26 protein-coding genes are annotated in these 26,483 nt (G+C 61.9%); 12 read left to right on the forward strand and 14 right to left on the reverse strand.

The window, feature by feature from the left end; translation table 11 throughout:
- Positions 1–107: 107 nt before the first annotated feature.
- From dapE to KSS97_RS23370, 3 genes are all read left to right on the forward strand, one after another.
- A complete protein-coding gene (dapE, locus tag KSS97_RS23360) occupies positions 108–1,259 on the forward strand; it encodes a succinyl-diaminopimelate desuccinylase (RefSeq protein ID WP_217860247.1) in 1,152 nt (383 codons plus the stop codon).
- Entirely contained in the window at positions 1,259–2,068 is an 810-nt protein-coding gene (locus KSS97_RS23365; RefSeq protein WP_217860248.1) for a putative RNA methyltransferase, read from the forward strand. The genes dapE and KSS97_RS23365 overlap by 1 nt, the downstream gene beginning before the upstream one ends.
- A 78-nt stretch (positions 2,069–2,146) precedes the next feature.
- The gene (locus tag KSS97_RS23370; protein ID WP_030139505.1) at positions 2,147–2,524 is read left to right on the forward strand and encodes a hypothetical protein; all 378 of its coding nucleotides are present in this window, start codon (positions 2,147–2,149) and stop codon (positions 2,522–2,524) included.
- A 217-nt stretch (positions 2,525–2,741) separates the two neighbouring features.
- Here the strand turns inward: KSS97_RS23370 and KSS97_RS23375 are convergent, their stop codons facing one another.
- Positions 2,742–2,951, reverse strand: coding sequence for a cold-shock protein (locus tag KSS97_RS23375; protein ID WP_003184959.1), 210 nt, complete (start codon positions 2,949–2,951; stop codon positions 2,742–2,744).
- Positions 2,952–3,174: 223 nt separating this feature from the next.
- Between KSS97_RS23375 and plsB the strand changes: the two genes are divergently transcribed.
- The 4 genes from plsB (at position 3,175) to KSS97_RS23395 (ending at position 7,401) form a co-directional block, all read left to right on the forward strand.
- A complete protein-coding gene (gene plsB / locus KSS97_RS23380) occupies positions 3,175–5,667 on the forward strand; it encodes a glycerol-3-phosphate 1-O-acyltransferase PlsB (protein ID WP_030139506.1) in 2,493 nt (830 codons plus the stop codon).
- A gap of 172 nt (positions 5,668–5,839) precedes the next feature.
- A complete protein-coding gene (locus tag KSS97_RS23385) occupies positions 5,840–6,184 on the forward strand; it encodes a hypothetical protein (protein ID WP_030139507.1) in 345 nt (114 codons plus the stop codon).
- A 93-nt stretch (positions 6,185–6,277) separates the two neighbouring features.
- The gene (locus KSS97_RS23390; protein WP_030139508.1) at positions 6,278–6,682 is read left to right on the forward strand and encodes a YbaY family lipoprotein; all 405 of its coding nucleotides are present in this window, start codon (positions 6,278–6,280) and stop codon (positions 6,680–6,682) included.
- A 29-nt stretch (positions 6,683–6,711) separates the two neighbouring features.
- Positions 6,712–7,401: a DUF4197 domain-containing protein gene (locus KSS97_RS23395; RefSeq protein ID WP_030139509.1), complete on the forward strand. Its 690-nt coding sequence runs from the start codon at positions 6,712–6,714 to the stop codon at positions 7,399–7,401.
- Positions 7,402–7,537: 136 nt separating this feature from the next.
- Here KSS97_RS23395 and KSS97_RS23400 read toward each other — a convergent pair whose 3' ends face one another.
- Both KSS97_RS23400 and KSS97_RS23405 read right to left on the reverse strand, forming a co-directional pair.
- On the reverse strand, positions 7,538–10,603 hold the full coding sequence (locus KSS97_RS23400) for an efflux RND transporter permease subunit (protein WP_217860249.1): 3,066 nt from the start codon (positions 10,601–10,603) through the stop codon (positions 7,538–7,540).
- 6 nt (positions 10,604–10,609) lie between these two features.
- Positions 10,610–11,710, reverse strand: coding sequence for an efflux RND transporter periplasmic adaptor subunit (locus tag KSS97_RS23405; protein ID WP_030139511.1), 1,101 nt, complete (start codon positions 11,708–11,710; stop codon positions 10,610–10,612).
- Between the two features lie 94 nt (positions 11,711–11,804).
- Between KSS97_RS23405 and KSS97_RS23410 the strand changes: the two genes are divergently transcribed.
- Entirely contained in the window at positions 11,805–12,440 is a 636-nt protein-coding gene (locus tag KSS97_RS23410) for a TetR/AcrR family transcriptional regulator (RefSeq protein WP_217860250.1), read from the forward strand.
- 71 nt (positions 12,441–12,511) lie between these two features.
- Here the strand turns inward: KSS97_RS23410 and KSS97_RS23415 are convergent, their stop codons facing one another.
- Complete coding sequence (locus tag KSS97_RS23415; RefSeq protein WP_438269614.1) at positions 12,512–13,294, reverse strand: class I SAM-dependent methyltransferase; 783 nt, start codon at positions 13,292–13,294, stop codon at positions 12,512–12,514.
- 91 nt (positions 13,295–13,385) lie between these two features.
- Here KSS97_RS23415 and KSS97_RS23420 point away from each other — a divergent pair, with 91 nt between their 5' ends.
- Positions 13,386–14,006 carry an energy transducer TonB gene (locus tag KSS97_RS23420; protein ID WP_217860251.1) on the forward strand — a complete coding sequence of 207 codons (621 nt, stop codon included), beginning with the start codon at positions 13,386–13,388 and terminating at the stop codon, positions 14,004–14,006.
- Positions 14,007–14,009: 3 nt separating this feature from the next.
- Here the strand turns inward: KSS97_RS23420 and KSS97_RS23425 are convergent, their stop codons facing one another.
- The 7 genes from KSS97_RS23425 to ppc all read right to left on the reverse strand — a co-directional run bounded on the left by KSS97_RS23425 (position 14,010) and on the right by ppc (position 21,431).
- Positions 14,010–14,708 carry an extensin-like domain-containing protein gene (locus KSS97_RS23425; RefSeq protein ID WP_217860252.1) on the reverse strand — a complete coding sequence of 233 codons (699 nt, stop codon included), beginning with the start codon at positions 14,706–14,708 and terminating at the stop codon, positions 14,010–14,012.
- A 16-nt stretch (positions 14,709–14,724) separates the two neighbouring features.
- On the reverse strand, positions 14,725–15,546 hold the full coding sequence (locus KSS97_RS23430; RefSeq protein WP_217860253.1) for an isocitrate lyase/PEP mutase family protein: 822 nt from the start codon (positions 15,544–15,546) through the stop codon (positions 14,725–14,727).
- Positions 15,547–15,579: 33 nt separating this feature from the next.
- Positions 15,580–16,440, reverse strand: a complete 861-nt coding sequence (locus tag KSS97_RS23435) for a DUF72 domain-containing protein (protein WP_030139517.1) — start codon at positions 16,438–16,440, stop codon at positions 15,580–15,582.
- Entirely contained in the window at positions 16,440–16,748 is a 309-nt protein-coding gene (locus tag KSS97_RS23440; RefSeq protein ID WP_030139518.1) for a hypothetical protein, read from the reverse strand. Before KSS97_RS23440 ends, KSS97_RS23435 begins: the two co-directional genes overlap by 1 nt.
- Before the next feature lie 341 nt (positions 16,749–17,089).
- On the reverse strand, positions 17,090–17,767 hold the full coding sequence (tsaB, locus tag KSS97_RS23445) for a tRNA (adenosine(37)-N6)-threonylcarbamoyltransferase complex dimerization subunit type 1 TsaB (RefSeq protein ID WP_217860254.1): 678 nt from the start codon (positions 17,765–17,767) through the stop codon (positions 17,090–17,092).
- A gap of 94 nt (positions 17,768–17,861) precedes the next feature.
- Entirely contained in the window at positions 17,862–18,509 is a 648-nt protein-coding gene (gene adk / locus KSS97_RS23450; protein ID WP_030139520.1) for an adenylate kinase, read from the reverse strand.
- A 291-nt stretch (positions 18,510–18,800) separates the two neighbouring features.
- Positions 18,801–21,431 carry a phosphoenolpyruvate carboxylase gene (gene ppc, locus KSS97_RS23455; RefSeq protein ID WP_217860255.1) on the reverse strand — a complete coding sequence of 877 codons (2,631 nt, stop codon included), beginning with the start codon at positions 21,429–21,431 and terminating at the stop codon, positions 18,801–18,803.
- Positions 21,432–21,609: 178 nt separating this feature from the next.
- Between ppc and KSS97_RS23460 the strand changes: the two genes are divergently transcribed.
- The 3 genes from KSS97_RS23460 (at position 21,610) to lptF (ending at position 23,592) form a co-directional block, all read left to right on the forward strand.
- Positions 21,610–21,954 (forward strand): hypothetical protein, encoded by a 345-nt coding sequence (locus tag KSS97_RS23460; RefSeq protein ID WP_030139522.1) that lies wholly within the window; start codon positions 21,610–21,612, stop codon positions 21,952–21,954.
- Positions 21,955–22,338: 384 nt separating this feature from the next.
- Complete coding sequence (locus KSS97_RS23465) at positions 22,339–22,752, forward strand: DUF4398 domain-containing protein (protein WP_014336761.1); 414 nt, start codon at positions 22,339–22,341, stop codon at positions 22,750–22,752.
- A 48-nt stretch (positions 22,753–22,800) separates the two neighbouring features.
- A complete protein-coding gene (gene lptF, locus KSS97_RS23470; RefSeq protein ID WP_198796327.1) occupies positions 22,801–23,592 on the forward strand; it encodes a lipotoxin F family OmpA-related lipoprotein LptF in 792 nt (263 codons plus the stop codon).
- 203 nt (positions 23,593–23,795) lie between these two features.
- Here lptF and KSS97_RS23475 read toward each other — a convergent pair whose 3' ends face one another.
- From KSS97_RS23475 to KSS97_RS23485, 3 genes are all read right to left on the reverse strand, one after another.
- Positions 23,796–24,125 (reverse strand): PA3694 family proteiin, encoded by a 330-nt coding sequence (locus KSS97_RS23475; protein WP_030139524.1) that lies wholly within the window; start codon positions 24,123–24,125, stop codon positions 23,796–23,798.
- The gene (locus KSS97_RS23480) at positions 24,122–25,027 is read right to left on the reverse strand and encodes an alpha/beta hydrolase (RefSeq protein WP_217860256.1); all 906 of its coding nucleotides are present in this window, start codon (positions 25,025–25,027) and stop codon (positions 24,122–24,124) included. Before KSS97_RS23480 ends, KSS97_RS23475 begins: the two co-directional genes overlap by 4 nt.
- Before the next feature lie 149 nt (positions 25,028–25,176).
- The gene (locus KSS97_RS23485; protein ID WP_181289143.1) at positions 25,177–26,454 is read right to left on the reverse strand and encodes a flavohemoglobin expression-modulating QEGLA motif protein; all 1,278 of its coding nucleotides are present in this window, start codon (positions 26,452–26,454) and stop codon (positions 25,177–25,179) included.
- Positions 26,455–26,483 lie beyond the last annotated feature (29 nt).

Raw genomic sequence — 26,483 nt, forward strand, 5'->3', positions numbered from 1 at the left:
GCCAGGGGCCCATGGTGGTCGTTTTGCTATAAGATAACCGCCATTTTGCGCGAGCCAGCCCGCGCCTGCACAAGCCTTGCGTTCACACTATATTCCCGGAGTTTTCCATGACGGCCCACGCCGACCTCTCGCCGACCCTGCAACTCGCCTGCGACCTGATCCGCCGCCCGTCCGTGACGCCGGCCGACGCCGATTGCCAGAAACTGATGATGCAGCGCCTGGGCGACGCCGGTTTCAAACTGGAGCCGATGCGCATCGAGGATGTGGATAACTTCTGGGCCAGCCATGGCAAGCAGGACGGTCCGGTGTTGTGCTTCGCCGGTCACACTGACGTGGTGCCGACCGGCCCGGTGCAGGCTTGGCAACTCGACCCGTTCGATGCGGTCATCGACGAACACGGCATGCTTTGCGGTCGCGGCGCGGCGGACATGAAAGGCAGCCTCGCGGCAATGGTTGTCGCGGCCGAACGGTTCGTCGCCGACTACCCGGACCACAAGGGCTCGCTGACCTTCCTGATCACCAGCGATGAAGAAGGCCCGGCCCACCATGGCACCAAGGCCGTGGTCGAACGCCTCAAGGCCCGCCAGGAGCGCTTGGACTGGTGCATCGTCGGCGAGCCGTCGAGCACCACGCTGGTGGGCGATGTGGTCAAGAATGGTCGCCGTGGTTCACTCGGCGCGAAGCTGACCGTGCGCGGCAAGCAAGGCCACGTGGCTTATCCACACCTGGCGAAGAACCCGATCCACCTGGCCGCGCCAGCCCTGGCAGAACTGGCCGCCGAGCATTGGGACCATGGCAACGACTTCTTCCCGCCGACCAGTTTCCAGATCTCCAACCTCAATTCCGGCACCGGCGCGACCAACGTGATCCCCGGTGACCTGGTGGCGGTGTTCAACTTCCGCTTCTCCACCGAATCCACCGTCGAAGGCCTGCAACAGCGCGTCGCCGCCATCCTCGACAAGCATCAACTGGACTGGCACATCGACTGGGCCTTGTCCGGCCTGCCGTTCCTCACTGAGCCGGGTGCCTTGCTGGACGCCGTGTCATCGAGCATCAAGGACGTGACGGGCCGCGAGACCAAAGCCTCCACCAGCGGCGGCACTTCAGATGGTCGTTTCATCGCCACCATGGGCACGCAGGTCGTGGAGCTGGGGCCGGTCAACGCGACCATCCACCAGGTCAACGAACGCGTGCTGGCGGCCGATCTCGAAGTGCTGACCGAGATCTACTACAAGACGCTGATCAAGTTGCTCGCCTGATGCTCGCTTGCCCGATCTGCAGTGAGCCGCTGAACGCGGTGGACAACGGCGTGGTGTGCCCCGCCGGACATCGCTTCGACCGTGCGCGGCAGGGTTACCTGAACCTGCTGCCGGTGCAGCACAAGAACAGCCGCGACCCCGGCGACAACCAGGCAATGGTCGAAGCTCGCCGCGACTTTCTCAATGCCGGCCACTACGCCCCGGTCGCCCGGCGCCTGGCCGAACTGGCCGCCGAACGCGCGCCTGGGCGCTGGGTCGACATCGGTTGCGGCGAAGGCTACTACACCGCGCAAATCGCCGAAGCGTTGCCCAATGCCGATGGCTACGCCCTCGACATTTCCCGTGAAGCTATCAAACGGGCCTGCAAGCGCAACCCGCAGCTGACCTGGTTGATCGCCAGCATGGCCCGGGTGCCGTTGGCGGACGGCTGCTGCCAGTTCCTCGCCAGCGTGTTCAGCCCATTGGATTGGCAGGAGGCCAAGCGCCTGCTCAGCCCCGGCGGCGGCCTGATGAAAGTCGGCCCTACCGCCGGCCACCTGATGGAGTTGCGCGAGCGCCTGTACGACGAAGTCCGCGAATACACCGACGACAAGCACCTGGCCCTGGTACCGCCGGGCATGGTGCTGGATCACAGCGAAACCCTCGAATTCAGACTGACGCTCGATAATGGGCAGGACCGTGCCAACCTGCTGGCGATGACGCCGCACGGCTGGCGCGCCAGTGCCGAACGCCGCGCCGGCGTGATCGAGCAGGCCGAGCCGTTCGAAGTCGCGGTGTCGATGCGCTACGATTATTTCATTCTTCAATAATTACTTTGGGCCCCGGGCAACTGTCCGGGGCCAGTTAAATCCGCGAATGGATTTTTCAAGACCGCAGCGAGGACATCCATGCGCCAACCCGATATCGAGATTTACCTGAAGGACGCCGACGTCGACCACAAAGCCATCGCCCACTGGCTCGGCGAAGCCCTGGGGCCGTGCAGCGACTGGGTGCAGAAAGGCCAGACTTACAAGTGCAAGGCTGGCGACATCCCAGTAACCTGGTTGCCCAAGGCCGTAGGCAAATGGAACAGCCTGTATCTGGAAAGTGATCAGACGCCGTGGGAAGACGACATCGCCTGCGCCCGCGCCGCTTTCGCCGCACTGAACGTCGAAGTGCGCTGCGCACCCGGCTCGTGGGTGGAGGAAGAAGGTGAAGAATCGGCGGATCGCTGGATTCGCATCAGCGCCGATGGGGAAGAAGAGATTACCTGGAAGACGGCGTGACGCTGACCTCCAGTCCACCGAAGAGCCAATGTGGGAGCGAGCTTGCTCGCGATAGCGGTCTGCCTGAGACGGTGATGTTGAATGTAACGCCGTCTTCGCGAGCAAGCTCGCTCCCACAGGGGATATGGGGTGGGCACGAACCAGGTGGCACCCCATCCAAAACTGTGGGAGCAGGCTCGCTCCCACACTGGGTTTTTGTGTTGCCAGTGAATGCGGGTTACAACCCCACCACATCCTCAGCCTGCAAGCCCTTCTGCCCTTCCACGACCGCGTACTCGACCTGCTGGCCTTCGGTCAGTGAACGGTGGCCTTCGCCACGGATCGCGCGGTAATGCACGAACACATCCGCGCCGCCTTCACGCTGGATGAAGCCGTAGCCCTTGGCGTCGTTGAACCACTTCACATTGCCGGTTTCGCGTGCTGCCATGATGCTCACTCCCATTTTTATTTTGAGTCGGCTTTTCGCAGGAAAGCCGTACGAACTTAGCCACCGTCCGGTCGTCGATGTGGAAGGCCGGGGCAGTAACTGGCCGAGTATATGACACCCGAGAAAACTCTCAACTGACTTTACTTCGGCGCTTTTTTGCCGATTTTCGACGAATCCGGCACACTGACGGCCGCTCCATCCCATTCACTCATGCAGAAGCCGTATGACCCGCTCCCCGTTCCGCCGTCTTGTGTTTGGCACCTTGCGCCGACTGCTGTATCTCTGGGTTCGCTCCGAGACGATCAACCAGTCGTCCTTTACCCTCAACCTCGACCGCAGTCGTCCCGTGTTCTACGTCCTGCAAGATCCTTCGCTCACCGATCTCGCGGTGCTCGACACCGAGTGCACCAAGGCCGGCCTGCCGCGCCCGGTGCTGCCGGTCTCGGTGGGCAACCTGCTGGAGCCGGCGGCATTCTTCTACCTGACGCCGGCACCGGACTGGCTCGGGCGCCAGGACAAGCGAGGAGCGCCGCCCACCCTGACGCGGCTGGTCGACGTGCTGACCCACAATGTCGCCGAAGATGCGCAGATCATTCCGGTCAGTGTGTTCTGGGGCCAGTCGCCCGACAGCGAATCCAGCCCCTGGAAGCTGTTGTTCGCCGACAGTTGGGCGGTCACCGGGCGCTTGCGTCGATTGCTGAGCATCATGATTCTCGGGCGCAAGACCCGCGTGCAGTTTTCCGCGCCGATCCACCTGCGCGAGCTGATCGAGCACGACAAGGGCCACGAACGCACCGTGCGCATGGCCCAGCGGATCCTGCGGGTGCACTTCCGCAACCTTAAAGCGGCGGTCATCGGTCCTGACATTTCCCACCGACGCAACCTGGTCAAGGGGCTGTTGAACCAGCCGCTGGTCAAGCAGGCCATTGCCGAAGAAGCCGAGCGGGAGAAAATTTCCCCGGAAAAAGCCAAGGCCCAGGCCCTGCGCTACGGCAACGAGATCGCCTCGGACTACACCTACACGGCCATCCGCTTCCTGGAAGTGGTGCTGAGCTGGTTCTGGAACAAGATCTACGACGGCATCAAGGTCAACCACATCGAAGGCGTGCAGAACGTCGCCCAGGGCCACGAAGTCATCTACGTGCCGTGCCACCGCAGTCACATCGACTACTTGCTGTTGTCGTACCTGCTGTTTCGCAACGGCCTGACGCCACCGCACATCGCCGCGGGCATCAACCTGAACATGCCGGTGATCGGCAGCCTGCTGCGCCGTGGCGGGGCGTTCTTCATGCGCCGTACGTTCAAGGGCAACCCGCTCTACACCGCCGTGTTCAACGAATACCTGCACACGCTGTTCACCAAGGGCTTCCCGGTGGAGTATTTCGTCGAAGGCGGCCGTTCGCGCACCGGGCGCATGCTGCAACCCAAGACTGGCATGCTCGCCATTACCCTGCGCAGCTTCCTGCGCTCGTCGCGCATGCCCATCGTGTTCGTGCCGGTGTACATCGGTTATGAGCGCGTGCTGGAAGGCCGCACCTACCTGGGCGAACTGCGCGGCGCGAGCAAGAAGAAAGAGTCGATCTTCGATATCTTCAAGGTCATCGGCGCCCTCAAGCAGCGCTTCGGCCAAGTGGCGGTGAACTTCGGCGAGCCGATCAAGCTGGCGGAATTCCTCGACGGCGAACAGCCCGATTGGCGCCAACAGGAACTGGGTCCGCAATTCAAACCAGCCTGGCTCAACGCAACCACCAACCGCCTCGGCGAACGCGTGGCGCGGCACCTGAACGAAGCCGCGGCCATCAACCCGGTCAACCTTGTCGCCCTGGCATTGCTGTCCACCAGCCGCCTGGCCCTGGACGACCAGGCCATGGCCCGAGTGCTGGACTTGTACCTCGCGTTGCTGCGCAAAGTGCCGTATTCACCGCATACCACGCTGCCTGAGGGCGACGGCCAGGCGTTGATCGAGCATGTCAAAGGCATGGACCTGCTGTCGGAACAGAGCGATGCCTTGGGCAAGATCCTGTACCTGGACGAGCAGAATGCGGTGCTGATGACCTACTACCGCAACAACGTGCTCCATATCTTCGCCCTGCCGGCGCTGCTGGCGAGCTTCTTCCAGAGCAGCTCGCGCATGAGCCGCGAGCAGATCCTGCGCTACACCCGGGCCTTGTACCCGTATCTGCAATCGGAATTGTTCATTCGCTGGTCGCTGGAAGAGTTGGACGCCGTGGTCGACCAATGGCTCGAAGCGTTCGTCGAGCAGGGCCTGCTGCGTTTCGAGAAAGACCTGTACCTGCGTCCTGCGCCCAGTTCAAGGCATTTCGTGCTGCTGACGCTGCTATCGAAGAGCATTGCCCAGACCCTGCAACGCTTCTACATGACCGTTTCGCTGCTGCTCAACAGCGGCCAGAACAGCATCAGCGCCGAAGAGCTGGAAGACCTCTGCACCGTCATGGCCCAGCGCCTGTCGATCCTGCACGGGCTGAACGCGCCGGAGTTCTTCGACAAGAGCCTGTTCCGCCACTTCATCCAGACGATGCTCGACCTCGACGTACTGCGCCGCGATGAAGCGGGCAAGCTAAGCTATCACGAGCTGCTCGGTGAACTGGCCGAAGGTGCGGCCAAGCGCGTGCTGCCGGCGGAGATTCGTTTGTCGATCCGCCAGGTGGCGTTGCATCGCGACGAAGAGGTGACTGAGACTCGCAACCAGCCCTGAAACTTGATCTGGGGCAGCGTGGGGTTGCCCCGATCAGCCAGTCGATATATGCGATCCCACATCTTCAAGCGGCACAGGCGACGTCAAACGAAGAAAAACCCTACAGATATCGTTAGACCAAGACTCTAGGATGGGCTCACGTCAATATCGACGGATTGAAAAGGAATTCAACATGAGCCTGCATACCATCCAAGCGTCCATTCATTTGCCTGAAGATGTTCAACTCCCTGAAAGCGGAGGCACTCACATCACTTTCGCAACGCCGCATACCTCCGGCGGCCATGGCGGCAACCAGATACCCAAAATGCCATGGATCGTCAGCTTCACCATCAACAGCGACGTCGCGACCGAAGGCGAAGAGTTTTCGGTGACCGCGCAAATCAACGCCCCTCGTCCTCTTTTCCTGAACACCCCGCATACGTTCATCTGGAACGGCGGTGATCAGAACGTTGATATCAACCTGACCCTCGCGCCACCGGAAACCGAAGAGACTCTGCCATTCACGTTCGGCTCCTGAGTCGCAACGTTCAGGTGGATTTATAAACCAGAATCCTCCAGATTCTCTTTGACGCTGGCGTGTTGCTGGCGTCAAAGGGAAAGGTAATGACCCATGAAAAGATTTGCTCTGCTTGCCTCCATGGCCGTACTGGCCGCTTGCCAATCGGCAACGCCACCCTCCGCAACCGTCCAAACCCTTGACGGTGAAGTATTCTATTTGCAGCGCATCGCCTTGCCGCCCACTGCAACCTTGACCGTGAGCCTGCAAGACGTTTCCCTGGCCGACGCTGCGGCGGTAGTGATCGACGAGCAACGTGGCCCGGTCGAAGGGCAGGTCCCATTACCGTTCAAGCTCAGTTATGATCCGGCACAGGTCAAGCCCGGTCATCGTTATGCCGTGAGCGCCCGCATCGAAGTGGACGGCCAGCTGATGTTCATCACCACAGAACAACATGCCGTGCAGCTCGATGGCAAAGATCCGCAGCCGTTGAAGATTCGCGTCAACGCCGCACGCTGATTCCTGTTCCACTCCTCAAGGAAGCTGCCATGCTCCGCTCTACCCTTCGCTTCACCGGCCTGTGTGCCGGCCTGTTGATCTGCGCCAACGCCATGGCCTTGTCCCTGGGCGATCTGTCCCAGAAAGACGCCACGGGTGGCCTCAAGGATGCACTGACCCAAGGCGCCCAGATTGCCGTCAAGCAACTGGGCAAGCCGGGCGGTTTCAGCAACAACCCGGACGTGAAGATCGAGTTGCCAGGCAAGCTCGGCAAAGTCGCCGGCAAGATGAAAGCCTTCGGCATGGGTGACCAGGTGGATCAATTGGAAACCAGCATGAACCAGGCGGCCGAAGCCGCCGTAGTGCAGGCCCAGCCGATCCTGGTCGATGCCGTGAAGAACATGAGCGTGAGCGATGCCAAGGGCATCTTGAGCGGTGGCAACGATTCGGCCACGCAATACCTGAACAAGAGCAGCCGCGAACAGATTCGCGCCAAGTTCCTGCCTATCGTCAAGCAAGCCACCGACAAGGTCGGCCTGGCCCAGAAGTACAACGCCTTTGCCGGCCAGGCTGCGACGCTGGGTGTAGTGGACGCCAAGAGCGCCAACGTCGAGAACTACGTGACCGAGCAGGCGCTGGACGGCTTGTTCAAGATGATCGGCGAGCAGGAAGCCACCATTCGCAAGAACCCGGCGGCTGCGGCGACCAGTTTGGCGAAGAAAGTGTTCGGTACGCTCTAAACCCCAACCCAAAACAACTGTGGGAGCGAGCTTGCTCGCGATAGCGGTGTAACAGCCAACGAAGATGTTGAGGCTGATATTGCTATCGCGAGCAAGCTCGCTCCCACATTGGGTTCATGGAGGCCACAGGCCGAGGTCAGGTCTTCTTGACCCTGAACCACGCCGCATACAGCGCCGGCAGGAACAGCAGCGTCAACGCTGTCGCCACAATCAGCCCCCCCATGATCGCCACCGCCATCGGGCCGAAGAACAGGCTGCGCGACAGCGGAATCATCGCCAGCACCGCCGCCAGCGCGGTGAGCACGATCGGGCGGAATCGTCGCACCGTCGCTTCGATGATCGCCTGCCATGGCGCAAGCCCGGCCTTGATGTCCTGTTCGATCTGGTCCACCAGGATCACCGAGTTGCGCATGATCATGCCAGACAGCGCGATGGTGCCGAGCATGGCGACGAAACCGAACGGCTGGCGGAACACCAACAGAAACAGCGTGACACCAATCAACCCCAGCGGCGCGGTGAGGAACACCATCGCCGTGCGGGAGAAGCTGCGCAATTGCAGCATCAACAACGTCAGCACCACCACGATGAACAGCGGCACACCGGCGTTCACTGATTTCTGGCCACGGGCCGAGTCCTCCACGGTGCCACCCACTTCCAGCAAATAGCCGTCCGGCAGTTCCGCTTGAATCGCGTCCAGGGTCGGGAAGATCTGCTGGACCAGGGTCGCCGGCTGTTCCTTGCCGTAGATATCGGCCCGAACGGTCACGCTCGGCAGACGGTTGCGATGCCAGATCACGCCCTCTTCGAAGCCATACTCCAGTGTCGCGATCTGCGACAGCGCAACGCTCGCACCGTTGTCGGTGGGCACCGCCAGGCTTGGCAGCCGCGAAAGCTCGGTGCGCTCATGCACGGTGCCGCGCAGCAGGATCTCGATCAGCTCGTTGTCTTCCCGGTATTGGCTGACACTGGATCCGGTCAGAGAACTTTGCAGGAAGCTGGACAGATTGGCGGTGGTCACCCCCAAGGCCCGGGCGCGGTCCTGGTCGATATTCAGATACACCACCTTGCTCGGCTCTTCCCAGTCCAGATGTACATTGGCAACGTAGGGATTTTCCCGGACCTTCGTCGCCACTTTCCGCGCCAGGGCCCGGACTACCTCGATGTGCTCGCCCGTCACGCGGAACTGCACCGGGTAGCCCACCGGCGGACCGTTCTCCAGGCGTGTCACCCGCGAGCGCAACGTCGGGAACTGCTCGTTCAGGGTGCTGATCAGCCAACTGCGCAACGGCTCGCGGTCTTCGATGGTCTTGGCCAGCACCACGAATTGGGCGAAGCTTGGCGCCGGCAGTTGCTGGTCCAGCGGCAGATAGAAACGCGGTGATCCGGTGCCGACGTAGGCAACATAATTGTCGATGCCGGCGTGATCCTTGAGCAGCGCTTCCAGGCGCTTGACCTGTTCCGCGGTATTGACCAAGGAAGCGCCTTCGGCGAGTTTCAGGTCGACCATCAGTTCCAGTCGCCCCGACGCCGGGAAAAACTGCTGCGGGACAAAACGAAACAGCACCACCGAGCCCAGGAACAACAGCACAGTCAATGCGATGACCGTTTTGCGCCGGCGCACGCACCATTCCACCAGGCGCCGCACACGTTGGTAGAACGGCGTGCCGTAGGGATCTGGCTGGCCGTCGACCGTGCCATGCTTGGCCGCATGAATCTTCGCCAGGTCCGGGAGGAATTTTTCCCCCAGGTACGGCACGAACACCACCGCGGCGACCCAGGACGCCAGCAACGCAAGGGTGACCACCTGGAAAATCGACCGGGTGTATTCCCCCGTGCCCGATTGAGCGGTGGCGATCGGCAGGAACCCCGCCGCCGTGATCAAGGTGCCGGTGAGCATCGGAAACGCCGTGCTGGTCCAGGCGAAGCTGGCTGCCTTGATCCGGTCGAAGCCCTGCTCCATCTTGATCGCCATCATCTCCACCGCAATGATCGCGTCGTCCACCAGCAGACCCAGCGCCAGGACCAGCGCGCCGAGGGATATCTTGTGCAGGCCGATGCCCAGGTAATACATCGCCGCGAAGGTCATCGCCAGCACCAGCGGAATCGCCAGCGCCACCACCATCCCGGTGCGCAGCCCGAGGGAGAAGAAGCTCACCAGCAGCACGATGGTCAGCGCTTCCACCAGCACCTGGACGAACTCACCGACGCCGGTTTTCACCGCCGCCGGCTGGTCCGACACCTTGTGCAATTGCATGCCGGCCGGCAGTGAGTTCTGGAGGCGAGCAAAGTCGACCTCAAGGGCCTTGCCCAGAATCAGGATATCCCCGCCTTGCTTCATCGCCACGGCCAGGCCGATGGCGTCCTCGCCCATGAAGCGCATGCGGGGCGCCGGCGGGTCGTTGAAACCGCGGCGCACGTCCGCCAGGTCGCTGATACGGAACGTACGATCGCCGACCCGGATCGGGAAGTTGCGGATCTCTTCCACGGTCTGGAAATTCCCCGAGACTCGTAGCTGCAAACGCTCGCTGCCGGTTTCGAAGAAGCCGGCGGTGGAAACCGTGTTCTGCTCTTCAAGGGCCTGCTGGACCGCCGCCAAGGGCAGGCCGAGGGTCGCCAGCTTAACGTTCGACAACTCGATCCAGATCTTCTCGTCCTGCAAACCGATCAGTTCGACCTTGCCCACATCCTTGACCCGCTGCAGCTGGAGCTGGATGCGATCGGCGTAATCCTTGAGCACGGCATAGTCGAAACCTTCGCCGGTCAGCGCGTAGATATTGCCGAAGGTGGTGCCGAATTCATCGTTGAAGAACGGCCCCTGGACATCCGGCGGCAAGGTGTGGCGAATGTCGCCGATCTTCTTGCGCAACTGATACCACAGCTCGGGAATCTGCGCCGAATGCATGGAATCACGCGCCGCGAAAGTCACTTGGGATTCCCCCGGGCGGGAGAACGAGACGATCTTTTCGTAATCGCCGGTCTCCATCAGCTTCTTTTCGATACGCTCGGTGACCTGGCGCGACACTTCCTCAGCCGTGGCGCCGGGCCAGATCGTGCGGATGACCATGGCCTTGAAGGTGAACGGCGGGTCTTCGCTCTGGCCGAGCTTGGTGTAGGAAAGTGCTCCGACGATTGCCAGCAACAGCATCAGGAACAGTACGATCTGGCGGTTGCGCAACGCCCATTCGGAAAGATTGAAACCCATCGGGGATTACTCCTTGGCCGCCAGGTTGACCACGCGGTTGGAGCGATCCACCGGCCGCACCTGCTGGCCATCGAGGAGCACATGCACGCCCGCGGCGACCACCCAATCGTTGGCGCCCAGGCCTTCAAGTACCGGCACGGTCTTTTCGCCAAAGGCACCGACACGGACCGGGACTTTCTTGAGGGTGTTGTTGGCGTTGACCACCCAGACGTAGGTCGCGCCGTTTTCGGCGGTGAGGGCCGACAGCGGCACTGACAGCGGGACCTTTTCGGCATTCTGGATAAACACCCGGGCGCTCTGGCCCAGTTCCGCCGGGACGCTGCCGGCGGTGAACGCGACGCGAGCGGCGAAGGTGCGGGATTTCGGGTCGGCGGCGGGCGAGAGCTCGCGGATGTGCCCGCTGAAGCGCTGGTCGGGTTGGCTCCACAGCTCCACCGAAACCGGCTGGCCGATCTTGAAGCGACCGAAGCTCTGCTCAGGCAAGCTGATCAGCACCTCACGCTCACCGTCGGTGGCCAGCGTGAAGACCGTTTGCCCGGCCGACACCACTTGACCGACCTCCACCGAACGCCGGGCCACGACGCCATCCTGGGGCGCGCGCAATACGGAATAGCTCGCCTGGTTGCTGGCGACATCGAATTCAGCCTTGATCTGCTTGAGCCGCGCGGCCCCGGAGCGATAGAGATTCTCGGCGTTGTCGTATTGGGAGCGGCTGACCATCTGCCGTTCCATCAAGGTCTTGTAGCGGTCGCGCTCGGCGCGCACCAGGCTCAAGTTGGCCTCGGCGGCGGCGACCTGGGCCCGGCTCGCTTCCAGTTGCAGGCGTACATCTTCAGGATCGAGTTCAGCCAAGGATTGATTAGCCTTGACCCGCTGCCCCTCTTCGACCAACCGTCGGCTCACTTTGCCGCCAATGCGAAACGCCAGGTCCGGTTCGAACCGCGCCCGCACTTCGCCAGGATAACTGTCCATCGCCAAGGCCGAAGGCTCTGGCTTGACCACCATGGCGGGGCGGACGACAGCGGCGACCGGCTCATCGTGGCCACACGCAGACAATAAAAAAGCCAGGCTGACTGGCAGGGCGAGGGGCAGGACATAGCGGAACATGGTGGATGACCTTTCGCTAATGGTGCTTGGAATAATTATACTGGCGAGTATGTTATTAATAGCAAACTCACCAGTCCAGTATTAAAAGCGAATAATGTCGAACAATCCTCTCCCTCCCAGCGGCCCCGGTCGCCCAAAGGATCTGGCCAAGCGCCAAGCCATTCTCGACGCCGCGAAACGTCTGTTCCTGAGCCTGGGTTACGCCAGTACCAGCATGGATGCCGTGGCGACCGAGGCCGGCGTGTCGAAGCTGACGGTCTACAGTCACTTCAACGACAAGGAAACCCTGTTTGCCGCCGCGGTGATTGCCAAGTGCGAGGAGCAGGTACCGACGCTTTTTTTCGAATGGCCTGATGGCGTTCCCATTGAGCACGTGTTGCTGAACATCGCCCGTGGTTTCAATCAACTGATCAACAGCGACGAATCGGTCAACCTGCATCGGTTGATGATTGCCTTGGGCAGCCAGGATCCGAAACTTTCGACGATTTTCTACGAGGCCGGCCCGCAACGCATGCTCTCAGGCATGGAGCGCTTGCTGAGTAAGGTCAACCAGAGCGGCGCCTTGAGCATCGACAAACCGCGAAATGCCGCCGAGCATTTCTTCTGCCTGATCAAGGGCGCGGCGAATTTCCGGTTGCTGTACGGCTGCGATGGGCCGCAGGACGCCGAGTCGGCCGAGACTCATGTGCAGGAAGTGGTGGGGTTGTTTGTGCGAGCTTATCGGGCTTAGTTTTCCAGCGCCATCATTTCAGCATAGGAAGCCCCTTCGCGAGCAGGCTCGCGAACGAAGGCACCGCGATCTCAAGCCTTGAGCGCTTTCTTGGGATAGATGTCGTACCGACTGGACTTGCCCTCCAACCCATGACTCGGCTTCGGCCCTTCGATGCAAGGCGCCTTGCGAGGACGCTTCACCACCACCCGGTGGGTCGCCAGCGCCAGTGCCGCGGCCAACAGCGCCGGGGCGTCATTGTCATCACCCACCAATGGCCGGAACAGGCGCATCTCTTTCTTCACCAGGGCGGTTTTCTCCCTATGAGGGAACATCGGGTCCAGGTAGATTACCTGGGGCGGCTCGCCTTCCCAGGTGCGCATCACCTCGATGGAATTGCCCTTGAGCAAACGCATGCGCGCCACGATCAGCGCCACGTCGAAATCCTCCGCGCCACGGGCCAGGCCATCTTCCAGCAAGGCGCCGATCAGCGGCTGGCGCTCGATCAGGCTCATTTCGCAGCCCAGGCTCGCCAGCACGAACGCGTCCTTGCCCAGCCCAGCCGTGGCGTCGAGTACCCGAGGACGCACACCTTGGGCGACACCGACGGCCTTGGCGATCATCTGGCCGCTGCCGCCGCCGTACAACCGACGATGGGCCGCGCCACCCTCGACGAAGTCCACCCGCACCGGTCCCGGCGCGTCCGGCCCCAGTTGCTGCAATTGCAAACCCTGCTCGCCAACCTGCAAGGCAAACTCGCCATCGTCTACTTGCAACGGCAGGCCAAGCCGCTCGGCCCATTGCTCGGCTTGCGCCTGGAAGGCCGGGGCCAGGGCCTCGACGTGGATGCGGCAGGCCGCGGGTTGCTCAATCATGAAAACACGCTCAAAAAATTAAGGATCGGCAAAAACGGCCGATAACAACGGTGAACGGCATTTTGCCAGAGCTGAGCGTCGACCGAGAAAAATGTCAGACATTCAATCCACATCGATAGGCGTTATCTCCCCTTACGGCGATTACAGCCTGCGTAACACCCAAGCGCTGAGCGGCGTCAGTCACCTGTGGCAGGATTTTTTCGCCCGGGCCCTGGCCGATCAGTTGGGTGAAAACGCACCGGCGCCAGGCAGCTACCAGCCCGTCGCCCTCGATGAAGCGGTTGAACCGACCCTCGGCGCCGAACTGCTGGAACACATCGTCAGCCAACGCACCTGCGATGTGACTGAGACCCAGGTCAAGCCACCCGAGCCGCTGTTCCTGCCGATCGCCGAGTTCGAACTTGATTTGCTGGACAAGCCGTTCCCACCCTTCCCGCCGGAAGAAATCGTCGCCCAGCAAAAGCAGCAGACCTTCGAGAGCAATTGGGTCCGCCCGATCGTTCTCACCGCCGGCCAACCCCTGCCAGATCCGGGCCCGGCACCACAACCGCGTCCGTTGCACCTGCCGATTGCCGAGTTCGAACTCGAGCTGTTGGACAAACCCTTCCCGCCGTTCCCGGAAGAGGAATTGGTGGCACAACAGAAACAACTCGATTTCGACACTCGCTGGGCACGGCCGATCGTGCTGCAGAACCTGCGCATCGCCGCCTGATTCTTACCGACAGATCCACCACGGCCCGACATCCAGATGAAAATGGTTGCGGTGCGCCGCGTTGTAGTCCGGACTCAACACCACACTGAACATGTCGCAGGCGCCGTCGCGCACCTGCCGCAGGAACTGCGCATCGGTGCTGTCCTTCGGCCAGTCCTTGAGCACGCTGACCGCGCGCCCATCGGCCAGGCGAAACCCGGCGATGTCGAGCGCGCTGGCGGTGGCATGCTGGCTGCGCGCGCCGCTTTCACGACCGTACATATTGCGACAGGCAAAGCTGCCCAAGTGATCGACCCGCGTGACCTTCTGCCCATAAACCGCCGTTGCCGCCGGCTGCAGTGCATGGCGCTCGAACAACGCGAAGGCCACGGCCAGCGGGCAGCTGGCCAGGAAGCTGCTGCTCAATGCCACCTCGCCGCCCTGCACCCGCAACACATTGGTCAACGGACACGTCGTGTTGGCGCCGCTGTCCGCCTGGCGAGCGGTGCGAAGCCCTGATGTCGCAAGCGCCTGGTCGCACAGTTGCGGGTCGTTGCGCAGGGCCATCAGCTTGTAGCGGGTCAGCAGGTTCGGCGGAACGTTGACGTCCAACGGCGCCCAGGGATTCCATTGCGGCGGCACCGACAGCCAGCCGCGCCAAACCCCAAATACCGCAGCGCCAGCAACCAGCGCCAATACCATCAACACTTTGAAAAACCGCACGACAACGCCTCGGGCATCAACCCTTGAATAATTGATTGGCCTGACTGTACGGCATCGAGCGACGGGTGAAGGTGAACGTCCCCTGCTGCTGGATCTCCTCGGCAGCGCGGAAGAACTCGCCGTAGGCCGCCAGTGCCAGGGCCGATCCGACGCTGATGCGCTTGACGCCCAGTTCGCTCAACTGTGCCACGGTGAGGTCCAGCGCGCCGGACATCAGCACATTCACCGGCTTGGGCGCCACGGCCCGGACCACAGCGAGGACTTGTTCGGCGCTGCTCAACCCCGGCGCGTAGAGCACGTCGGCACCTGCGTCGGCGAACGCCTTCAAGCGTCGAATGGTGTCGTCCAGGTCGGGTTTGCCGTGCAGGAAATTCTCCGCCCGGGCGGTCAGCAGAAAAGGAAAAGGCAGGCTCCGCACAGCCTCGGCGGCGGCTTTGACTCGCGCCACGGCATGATCGAAACAATAAATAGGACTGTCGACGCGCCCGGTGGCATCTTCGATCGAGCCGCCTACCGCGCCGGCTTCTGCCGCACGCAGCAGGCTCTGGGCACAGGCTTCGGGCGCATCGGCGAAACCGTTCTCCAGGTCGACGGCCACTGGCAAATCCGTGGCCGCCACGATCGCTCGCACGTTGGCCAGTGTGTCATCCAGGGCCAGCCCACCATCGGGTCTCGCCAGGGAAAAAGCGTAGCCGGCACTGGTGGTGGCCAAGGCTTCGAAGCCAAGGGTGGCGAGCATCTTGGCCGAACCGGCATCCCACGGATTGGGAATGACAAACGCCCCTTCACGCTCGTGCAAGGCCTTGAACGCCTGGGCTCGCCGGGTTTGTGCATCCATGAAAGTCACTCCTGAACTAGGGAAGAGATCGCCTCAGAGCAAACCCAGTTGCTCGGCGGCGGGTTCTCTATATAGCTCAGGCAGGGCCGGCAAGCCAGGCAAACGGCTCATCAAGCGGCTGTGAAAATGCATCGCGAGTCTTGCCGCCAGGAGGTTGTCGGCGGTGTGCAGGAACATGTACGGCGTGCGCCCTTCTTCGATCCACTCGGCGATTTTCTCCACCCAAGGCGTCAGGAACGGCTCGTTGGCTTCCACCACGGGATGGCCGACGAAGCGCACCTGTGGGCATTGGGTGAACGCTGCTGGCCGCGTAGGCACCCGTGGCTTTTTATATTGGGCATGGATCACTGAGGGATCGGTCGAGGCACAGCTGAACAAACCCCGTGGATCGAGGCAGATACGTTCCACGCCGCGATCGAGCAACAGGCGATTGAGCTGGCGCTCGGCATCGCCCTTGGCGAAGAACTCATCGTGACGGACCTCGACGGCCAACGGTCGCGGGAAAGCGTCGATGAAAGCTGCCAGCTCCGATAGCCGATTGGGCGTGAACGCCTTGGACAGTTGCAGCCAGAACGGCGAAACCCGCTCGCCCAGCGGGCTGAGCAATTGAACGAAGGTTTCGGCGGCGGTCAGGTGTTCGCGCAAGTCACCGCCGTGACTGATGTCGCCCGGAATCTTGGCCGTGAAACGAAAATGTTCGGGCATGATTTCCGCCCAGCGCTGGACGGTGGCCGCAGACGGGCTCGCATAGAAGGTCGTGTTGCCTTCCACGGCGTTGAAGACCTGGCTATAGAGATTCAGGAAGTCGGAGCTCTTGGTGTCCTGGGGATAAAGGTAATCGCGCCAGGCGTTTTCACTCCAGGACGGGCAGCCGAGGTAATAAGGCAGCCGCATCAGATGTAGAGGTCGAGCCCCAGCACTTCCATATCCCAGTCGACAAAACCGGCAGTGCTCAAATAGCTGGCAAGGGCCGTGGCGACACTGCGGCTCATGGCGCGGTGGTACAGCATGTCTTGCTGGCGGGCGGGGAGATTGCTCAGGCGTTGCGCGGAGGCTTTGGCGGCACGGGCGGCCAGTTGCTCTTCGGACGGAAGTTCCAGGTCGCCATCGATGTCATCGAAGGTTTCGGGCTCAGCGGCTTTACCCGCACGAGGCCGACGCTTGATGGGATAGGACTGTGATGAAACGCCGTCTATACGCATGACAAAATGCTCGGTATCAATGATGGCAATTTAGCGGCACATTCGCAGCCGCGCAAATGCGCAAGTGATAACTAGAACACATAAAGTCAAAAAGGTTTAAAAACAGGCTGAAAAAGTGACGACTGGCAAGGTTGGGTGTGACTTTTGGATCGGACAATGACTTTTTGGCTGGAAGTCCAGGGGCTGAAGAATGCCTCGTGGCGAGGGGATTTATCCCCGCTGGGCGCGCAGCGCCCCCGACATTGTTTTGTCAGCCACACACTTGACGAGTGCTGCGCACTCGGGCGGGGATAAATCCCCTCGCCACAACTGCGCTCGCCTTTGGATGGGGTAATGCTTGTTTAGCGCTCGGACTTGGGCGTTGCGACCTTGTCCCGCAGGTAAACCGGCTGCGCCTCATCGGCCGCAATGGCCTCGCCGCGCTCCCAAGCGAAGCGTGCCAGCGCCAGCAGGTCTTCGGCATGGGGCAGCATCGACGCGTCCTGGCCGCCAACGCTGGCGCCGATCCGCTCGCCATAGCCCCACCCGGTACCGGCGCCGAACCAATCGCCACTCGCCTCTTCCGGCAATGCCGCCGACTCGGGTGGCAATACTGCTTCACGGCCCACCAGGCGCATCTCGCCATCGGTTTCGCGATAACAGCCCCAGTACACCTCGTCCATGCGTGCATCAATGGCAGCCGCCACCTGGCGCGCGCCGTGTTCGCGCAAGGCACGCTGGGCCAGCACCGCCAGGTTCGACACCGGCAATACCGGACGTTCCAGGGCAAAGGCCAGGCCCTGCACGACGCCAATGGCGATCCGCACGCCGGTGAACGCCCCGGGCCCACGGCCAAAGGCAATTGCGTCAACCGCTTGCAAGGTCGTCCCGGCGTCGCTCAACAACTGCTGGATCATTGGCAACAACTTCTGCGCGTGCAGGCGCGGGATCACCTCGTAATGGCTCGTGACCTTGCCGTCGTGCAGCAAGGCAACGGAGCAAGCTTCGGTCGCGGTGTCCAGGGCCAGCAAGGTGCTCATCGATGTGTCCGTAAATCAGGTGGGGAAAAAGTGCGCCAGTATAAACAACTACGGCCCGCAAGCGGGCCGTCGTCGATGCAACTGATCAGACTTTTCAGCTCAGCGCTTCAAGCACCTTGCCGGTGATCGCATCGACCGAGCCAACGCCCGGGATGTGGCTGTACTTCGGCTTGCCCTGGGCAGCGGACAGCTTCTGGTAGAAGTCCACCAGCGGCTTGGTCTGGGAATGGTAGACCGACAGGCGATGACGCACGGTTTCTTCAGTGTCGTCCTTGCGTTGCACCAGCTCGTCGCCAGTCACGTCGTCCTTGCCGGCGACCTTTGGCGGGTTGTAGACGGTGTGATAGACACGACCGGACGCTTCGTGAACGCGACGGCCGGCAATGCGCTGGACGATTTCTTCGTCATCTACCGCGATTTCGACCACGTGATCGAGCTCCACTCCGGCAGTCACCAGGGCTTCAGCCTGGGGAATGGTGCGCGGGAAACCGTCGAACAGGAAGCCATTGGCGCAGTCCGGTTGAGCGATGCGATCCTTGACCAGGGCGATGATCAGGTCATCCGACACCAGGCCGCCGGCATCCATGATGCTCTTGGCTTGAACACCCAATGGGGTGCCAGCCTTGACCGCGGCACGCAGCATGTCGCCGGTGGAGATTTGCGGGATACCGAATTTCTCGGTGATGAACTTTGCCTGAGTACCTTTACCGGCCCCGGGAGCTCCCAGCAGAATGACGCGCATCGATGTGCTCCTCAATTTTTTTATGTAAAACGCTCGGATTCGCCTCGTGGGGCCAATCTTCGAAAAACAGGATCGTGACCGCCCAAACGGTCAAAGGCTGCTCAAGATACACAGCAGGCCCGAGCCACACAAGCCGCCGAAAGTCGGAGGAACCCGCGCCCGACGCGACCTTTGTATGAGGTGGCGAGAGTCGCAACCGGGCAACAAACTGTCGCCTGGTCGACCTGCCCTTCCCCGCAAACGGCTACGCCCGGGCGAACCGGGCGAGCTGTTTCACGCAACGCCCCGACGTCAACCGGTGTTGCGCAAACCGGCGGCGATCCCTGCCACAGACACCAGCAACGCCTGTTCCACGGGGCTGCCCTGGGCAACGTCCTGCTGCCGCGAACGCGCCAACAGTTCGGCCTGCAACAGGTGGAGCGGGTCGAGGTAGGTGTTGCGCAGGCGAATGAATTCCAGCGTGTCTGGGCTATGTGCCAGTAGCTGCGACTGGCCGGTCAACCCCAGGACCACCGCGCAGGCCTGCGACAATAGGTCGCGTAAATGCACGCCCAACGGCAGCAGTGCCGGCTCCACCAGACGCTCATCATAGGACTGGGCAATGTCAGCGTCGGCCTTGGCCAGCACCATCTCGAGCATGTCGATGCGGGTACGGAAGAACGGCCATTGCTCGCGCATCTGCCCGAGCAACTCACCCTCGCCGCGCTCCAGCGCCTTGCCCAAGGCGGTTTCCCAACCGAGCCAGGCCGGCAGCATCAGGCGCGTCTGGGTCCAGCCGAAGATCCACGGAATCGCCCGTAGGCTTTCGATACCTCCGGCGCGGCGCTTGGCCGGCCGACTGCCCAGGGGCAGCCGGCCCAATTCCTGCTCCGGCGTGGACTGGCGGAAATACTCGACGAATTGCGGATTTTCCCGCACCACGGCGCGATAGGCTCGGACGCCGTCGGCGGCCAGCTCGTCCATCAAATGACGCCATTCTGGCGTGGGCGGCGGCGGTGGCAGCAGGGTCGCCTCCAGCACCGCAGCGAGATAAAGGTTGAGGTTCTGTTCGGCGATGTCTGGCAGGCCAAATTTGAAACGAATCATTTCGCCCTGTTCAGTGGTGCGGAACCGACCGGCCACCGAACCCGGCGGCTGAGACAGGATCGCCGCATGCGCCGGGCCACCGCCACGGCCCACCGTGCCCCCGCGACCGTGGAACAGCAGCAGTTCGACTTGCTGCTCGCGACAGATATCCACCAAGCGCTCCTGCGCCCGATATTGCGCCCAGGCCGCCGCCGTGGTGCCGGCGTCCTTGGCCGAATCGGAATAGCCGATCATCACTTCCTGAGGCCCTTGCAGGCGTGCACGGTAGCCGGGCAGCGACAAAAGACGCTCCATCACCGGCCCGGCGTTATCCAGGTCGGCAAGGGTTTCGAACAGCGGCACTACCCGCATCGGCCGCAGCACGCCGGCTTCCTTGAGCAGCAGCTGCACCGCCAGCACGTCGGAAGCCGCGCCGGCCATGGAGATCACGTAGGAACCCAGGGACGCCGCAGGTGCCGCCGCGACTTCCCGGCAGGTCGCCAGGACTTCGGCGGTATCGGCCGACGGCTTGAAATGTGGCGGCAACAATGGACGACGGTTATTCAACTCTTCCAGCAGGAAACTGATGCGCTGCTCTTCATTCCAGTCTTCATAACGCCCAAGCCCGAGGTAATCGGTGATCTCGGTCATGGCCGTCGTATGGCGAGTCGAATCCTGGCGCACATCGAGGCGCACGAGGAACAGTCCGAAGGTCACGGCGCGGCGCAGGCAATCAAGCAGCGGTCCGTCGGCGATCACGCCCATGCCGCATTCGTGCAGGGACTGGTAGCACAACTCCAGCGGATCGAGCAGTTCGCGGTTGTTCTGCAGCACCTCGGCGCTGGCCGGCGTCGCGGCCTTCAAGGAAGCCTGGGCCCAGTTGCGCGTGGCCCGCAGGCGCTCACGCAATTGCTTGAGAACCGCGCGATAGGGTTCGGCACTCTCCCCGGCCTGGGTACGCAAGGCATCGCTGGCCTTTTGCATGGACAGGTCCGCCGCCAGGTGATCGACATCGCGCAGATAAAGGTCCGCCGCCATCCAACGCGCCAGCAACAGCACCTCACGGGTGACTGCGGCGGTGACGTTCGGGTTACCGTCACGGTCGCCGCCCATCCACGAGGCAAAGCGGATCGGCGCGGCTTCCAGGGGCAAGCGCAGCCCGGTGGCGGCGTGAAGGGCCTGGTCGGCCTTGCGCAGGTAATTGGGGATGGCGTGCCACAGCGAATGCTCGATCACCGCGAAACCCCACTTGGCCTCGTCCACGGGCGTGGGCCGGGTCCGGCGAATTTCTTCGGTGTGCCAGGCTTCGGCGATCAACCGTTGCAAGCGCTGGTGGATTTGCGCGCGCTCGGCGCTGGTGAGGTCGCGGTGATCCTGGGCGGCCAATTGCGCAGCAATGGCGTCGTATTTCTGGATCAGCGTACGCCGGGCGACTTCGGTGGGGTGGGCGGTGAGAACCAGTTCGATGTCCAGCCGGCCCAATTGCCTGGCCAGCGATTCAGCGCTGTGGCCTTCGGCACGCAGGCGCGCCAGCAGTTCGGGCAGCACTCGCGCTTCGAACGGTGCAGGCTTGGATTCTTCGCGCCGATGAATCAATTGGTATTGCTCGGCGATGTTGGCCAAGTTGAGGAACTGGTTGAACGCCCGCGCCACCGGCAGCAGTTCATCCTCGCTCAACTGGTTGAGGCTGGCGCTCAGCTCGGCGTCCATGGAACCACGGCGATCAGCCTTGGCGCCCTTGCGGATCTGCTCGATCTTGTCGAGAAAGGTGTCCCCGTACTGGTCGCGAATGGTGTTGCCCAGCAGCTCGCCGAGCAGGTGGACGTCCTCGCGCAAGCGGGCATCGATATCGGTCATCAGCAGTTCTCCAGCAAAAAGGTCCGGACAGCTTTGTAGGAGAGAGTGCCGATGCCAGTCGTTAATGACAAGCGACGAAGGGACTTTAAACCTTGTCAGGCAAAGCTAGTCTCATGGATAAGCCACACGACGGCTTGTCACTATCGCGCCCGCCAAAAGCAGGGCTATTGAGGTCATCATGAAAATCCGTGAGCTTGCCCAGCATTGGGAAGAAAACGCCAAGGGTCGCCTGACCCAGACCGGCTACACGATTCATCTCGACGTCGAGGCCGCGGCACGCCTGGCGGCCATCTGCGACATGTACCCCAAGCGCCACCCTGAAGAATTGCTCGGCGAGCTCATCGGCGCGGCACTGGAAGAGCTGGAAGCCAGCTTTCCCTACGTCAGGGGATCGCAGGTAGTGGCCACCGATGAAGAAGGCGATCCGCTGTACGAAGACGTCGGGCCGACCCCGCGGTTCCTCGCATTGTCCCGCCGCCATCTGCATGAACTTTCCTCGCAGAACGACAAATCCAAACACTGACTCCTGCCCCCTGTGGAGCTGCCGAGCGAAGCGAGGCTGCGATCGTTCTTCTGATACTCGAGTTCCGAGTGAAAGATCAAAAGATCGCAGCCCCGCTTCGCTCGGCAGTTCCTACACGCGCCTCGCCCAAAAAAATGCACGCCTCACGGCGCCCGTAATACCGCTGCACGCCTTGAAAGTTCAGCTTTTTTGCCCCTGACCGATCAGTCAGCAATTCTTTTGGCGAATGGCCATCCTTGCCTGAACTTTTGAAAAACGCCTCGGGTCACACCGAGTAACCATACTGGAACGGCCGTTTAAATAAACGCGCCCTGGCGCCCGCGCCAAAACAGACGTCACGGCTTCGGTCCCAGCATGGATTCGTGTTTTTTCAGGAGTTTTCCAATGGAGTTGAAGCCTATGAATACCTGCACTGCCAAACCCTCATCCACTGGCCTGCGCGGCCTGAAGTTGGCTGCCCTGGCTATCGGTAGCAGCTTCATCCTGGCCGGTTGTGCCGGCAATCCACCGTCGGAGCAATATGCGGTCACGCAATCGGCGGTCAACAGCGCCGTCAGCGCCGGTGGCACCGAGTTCGCCGCGGTGGAAATGAAATCGGCCCAGGACAAACTCAAGCAAGCCGAAATCGCCATGCACGACGAGAACTACGAAGAGGCCAAGCGTCTGGCCGAACAGGCCGAATGGGATGCCCGCGTCGCTGAGCGCAAGGCCCAGGCCGCCAAGGCCGAACAGGCTCTCAAGGACTCTCAGAAAGGGGTTCAGGAACTGCGTCAGGAAGGCATGAACAAGGTTCAGTAAACCGCTCACGCCACGACGTATTTCTCATCGATAAAAGGACGACAGACTATGACGCACAAACATTTCATGATGCCCGCCCTGCTTGCCGCCTGCGTAGCCCTGGCCGCTTGCTCCCACGATCCGAACGCGAACCTGGAACAGGCCCGCACCAACTACAACGGGCTGCAGGCCGATCCGGCGGCGACCAAAGTGGCTGCGCTGGAAACCAAGGATGCCGCCGATTTCCTGGCCAAGGCCGACAAGGCCTACCTGGATAACGAAGACGAAGCCAAGGTCGACCAGTTGGCCTACCTGACCAACCAGCGCGTCGAAGTGGCCAAGCAGACCATCGCCCTGCGCAACGCCGAAGCCGAACTGAAAAACGCCGGTGACGAACGCGCCCGTGCATTGCTGGAAGCCCGTAACGCGCAGATCAAGCAGTTGCAGGACAGCCTCAACGCCAAGCAGACCGAGCGCGGTACCCTGGTGACCTTCGGCGACGTGCTGTTTGCCACCAACAAATCCGACCTGCGCACCAGCGGCATGACCAACGTGAGCAAGCTTGCGCAATTCCTCCAGGAAAATCCGGATCGCAAGGTGATCATCGAAGGCTACACCGACAGCACCGGCTCGGACTCCTACAACCAGTCGCTGTCCGAGCGCCGTGCCAGCTCCGTGCGCACGGCCCTGGTGAAAATGGGCGTCGATCCAGCCCGCATCGTGACCCAGGGTTATGGCAAGGAATTCCCGGTCGCCGATAACACCAGCGTCTCGGGCCGCGCCATGAACCGTCGCGTGGAAGTGACCATCTCCAACGACAACCAGCCCGTCGCCCCGCGTTCGACCATGAGCGCCAACTGATCGGTTGAGTGCAACTGAAAAGCCCCGCCTGGTTTCGTCAGGCGGGGCTTTTTCATGGCCGCATATATTTGGCTGTACCCCTTCCCTGTGGGAGCGAGCTTGCTCGCGATGGCGGTGGGACAGGCACCATCTCTGTTGACTGTAATGCCGCTATCGCGAGCAAGCTCGCTCCCACAAGGGATAGCGGTGTCCTTGAGATTGGATTACGGCTGCAGTTTTTGCGGGGTTTCCTGCCCCATGCACCGCACTGCACGCTTCTTCTCGTTGATCAGCACGCCGGTCAGGCCTTTCTGCTCGGTGTCGAACAACACCAGCACGCCATCGATGCACTGGGCGACCTGCGGCGCCGGCTCCAGGGAGACCTTGTAGTCCTCGCCCGGCACGGTCTTGAGCATGGTGAACTGGTTGAGCAGCAACGCATCCTCGGGCTTGGCGAAATGCAGGTAGCCGTAGTACCACAGCACCGCGACAGTGCCGAGGATGCTGCAGATACCGGTGATGATCAGGGGGATGGCGTTACGTTCTTCGCTCATTGCGGGTTCTCGGATGGTTCAACAGGGGATTTCGGATAATTAGGGACTTCACCCAGGCGGCGCAGGCCATCGAAATGCTGGGGGTCGTCGAGGTAGCGCAGCATCACGGTTCGCCAGGTCGGGTCGGCGAAGGTCTGCACATGCCCGCCACGGGTCAGTTGCAACACCCGGGGCGGCGGCGCAGCTTGATACAAGCGGATGCCGTTGGAAAGAGGCACGATCGGGTCATCGAGGCTGTGGTAGATCAGTTTTGGCACGCCGTTCAATTGCGCGATCGAGCCGATGGCGCTGTCACCGTCCGGCACCAGCCACGACAGCGGCACTTGGAACGCCCAGGTCAGCCACGACGTGCCGAGGGCGAAACGCCCGACATCGCGGTAGCTGGCGGGCACCCCGTCCAGCACCAAAGCCTTGAGCTGCTGCTGGCGCTGGGGATGCTCGACCAGATAATGCACCGCCAATGCGCCACCCAGGCTCTGGCCGAGCAGCACCAACGGCTTGCCCCGGACCTCGGGCGCATCGTCGAGCCATTTGAATGCCGCATCGATGTCCTGGTAAATCGCCGGCAGGCTCGGCTCGCCTTCGGAAACACCATAGCCACGATAATCGACCATCAACACCTGATAACCCTGCTCCGGCAACCACCAGCTCCCGCCGAGGTGCCAGGCCAGGTTGCCGCCATTGCCGTGCAGGTGCAGCACCGTGCCCTTGACCTCTACACCCGGCTTCACCGGCAGCCACCAGCCATGCAGCTTCAGGCCATCAGCGGTGGCCAGGGTGACGTCGCGGTATTCGAGCTTGGCCCGCTCCGGCGTGAACGGCAGGCCGCGTTCCGGGTAGAACAGCAGGGAGCTGCAACCGCCCAGGGCCAGCAGCAGGCAAATGATGCCGAGGTTTCGCATCCGGTGAAGCCTCGCAAAAATCAGAATTGAAACACCGTCCTTTGTGGGAGCGGGCTTGCTCGCGAAGGCGGTGTGTCAGTCAATATTATCCTTAGCTGACACACCGCTTTCGCGAGCAAGCCCGCTCCCACAGGGGGACGGTGTTGTGGTTAAAGGATGTTCGAATAATCCGCTTCGATCCGATCCAGGCTCAGGTGGTTCAAGAAGTTGGAGAAGCACATCCAGGCCGACAGTGCATTCATGTCACGGAACTGCTCGGGCAGGTACTTGGGCGGTACGACCAGGCCTTCATCCACCAACTGGCGCAACGTGCGCATGTCCTCCAGGGTGGTCTTGCCGCAGAACAGCAGCGGCACCTGCTCCAGCTTGCCTTTGCGCACGGCGAGCTGAATGTAGTTGTAAACCATGATGAAGCCCTTGAGGTAGGACAAGTCTTTGGTGAATGGCAGACCGGTCGGCACCGAGCCACGGAACACCCGGCTGGCGTTGCCGTAGCTTTCGGCCATTTCAAAACCCTGTTCGCGGAAGAACTCGAACACCTGCAGGAAATCGGCCCCCTCCTCCACCATATGAATGGCCCGGGTGCGGTTGGTGAGCTTGCGCAGGCGACTCGGGTAGGAGGCGAAGGTGATGATTTCCATGAGGATCGCCAGGCCTTCCTGGGTCACCGTCGACGAGGGCGGGCCCTTGGACAGGAAGGTGCAGATCGGCTGGTTCAAGCCGTTGAGGGTGGTGCCGACGTGCACCAGTCCTTCGTGGACTTCCAGCGCCCGGACGTCGCGCTCGTTGAACATCGCGTCGGTGCGGATCTTGATGTAGTCGGCGCCCGCCGCCGCGTCAGCGACGATGCCGTCGGACTCGAACACGCGGATGGTTTCCTCGGCCTCGCCGAACACCCGGTTGAGGCGGTGTTGCAACAGGCCGACGGCTTCCTTGGCGCTGAGCACCTTGGGTTCGTCCTTGAGGTCGCCACGGCCGTCGATGTTGTTCAGGTAATCGGAGAGCATCAGGCCCAGGTCGGCCAGGGTCGGATCGCCAGCGTGGAAGGCGTCGGAGGCGGCGCCGTACAGTTCCTGTGAGATCAGCCCGAAATCCTCGGTGCCGCGCGCTTCGAGCATGCGCACCACCATGCGGTATTCCTTGCACATGCGACGCATGATCTGGCCAACCGGGTTGAACTGCCCGAGCTGGCGGGTGATGTCGCGCTCGATGTTCTGGAACTCCAGCTTCACTTTGCTGGAGTCGAACGACAGGGGGCGGTTGAGGTAATAATCGCGGTCCACCGCCGGCAGTTCCTTACCCTTGGCCTTGAGAAACCCCTTGCGGATGTTCTCGTCCCACTTCACCGCGTCGAGAATGCGAATCGGCGTCTGCGCCAGCACAATGCGATCGGACAAGGTGCGTATCGTCTGCTGGTAATCGTCCACCCGGAACTCCTGTGAAAAAACGTCCGCTT

It is taken from the genome of Pseudomonas alvandae (assembly GCF_019141525.1).
In the GTDB taxonomy this organism is placed as follows: Bacteria; Pseudomonadota; Gammaproteobacteria; order Pseudomonadales; family Pseudomonadaceae; genus Aquipseudomonas; species Aquipseudomonas alvandae.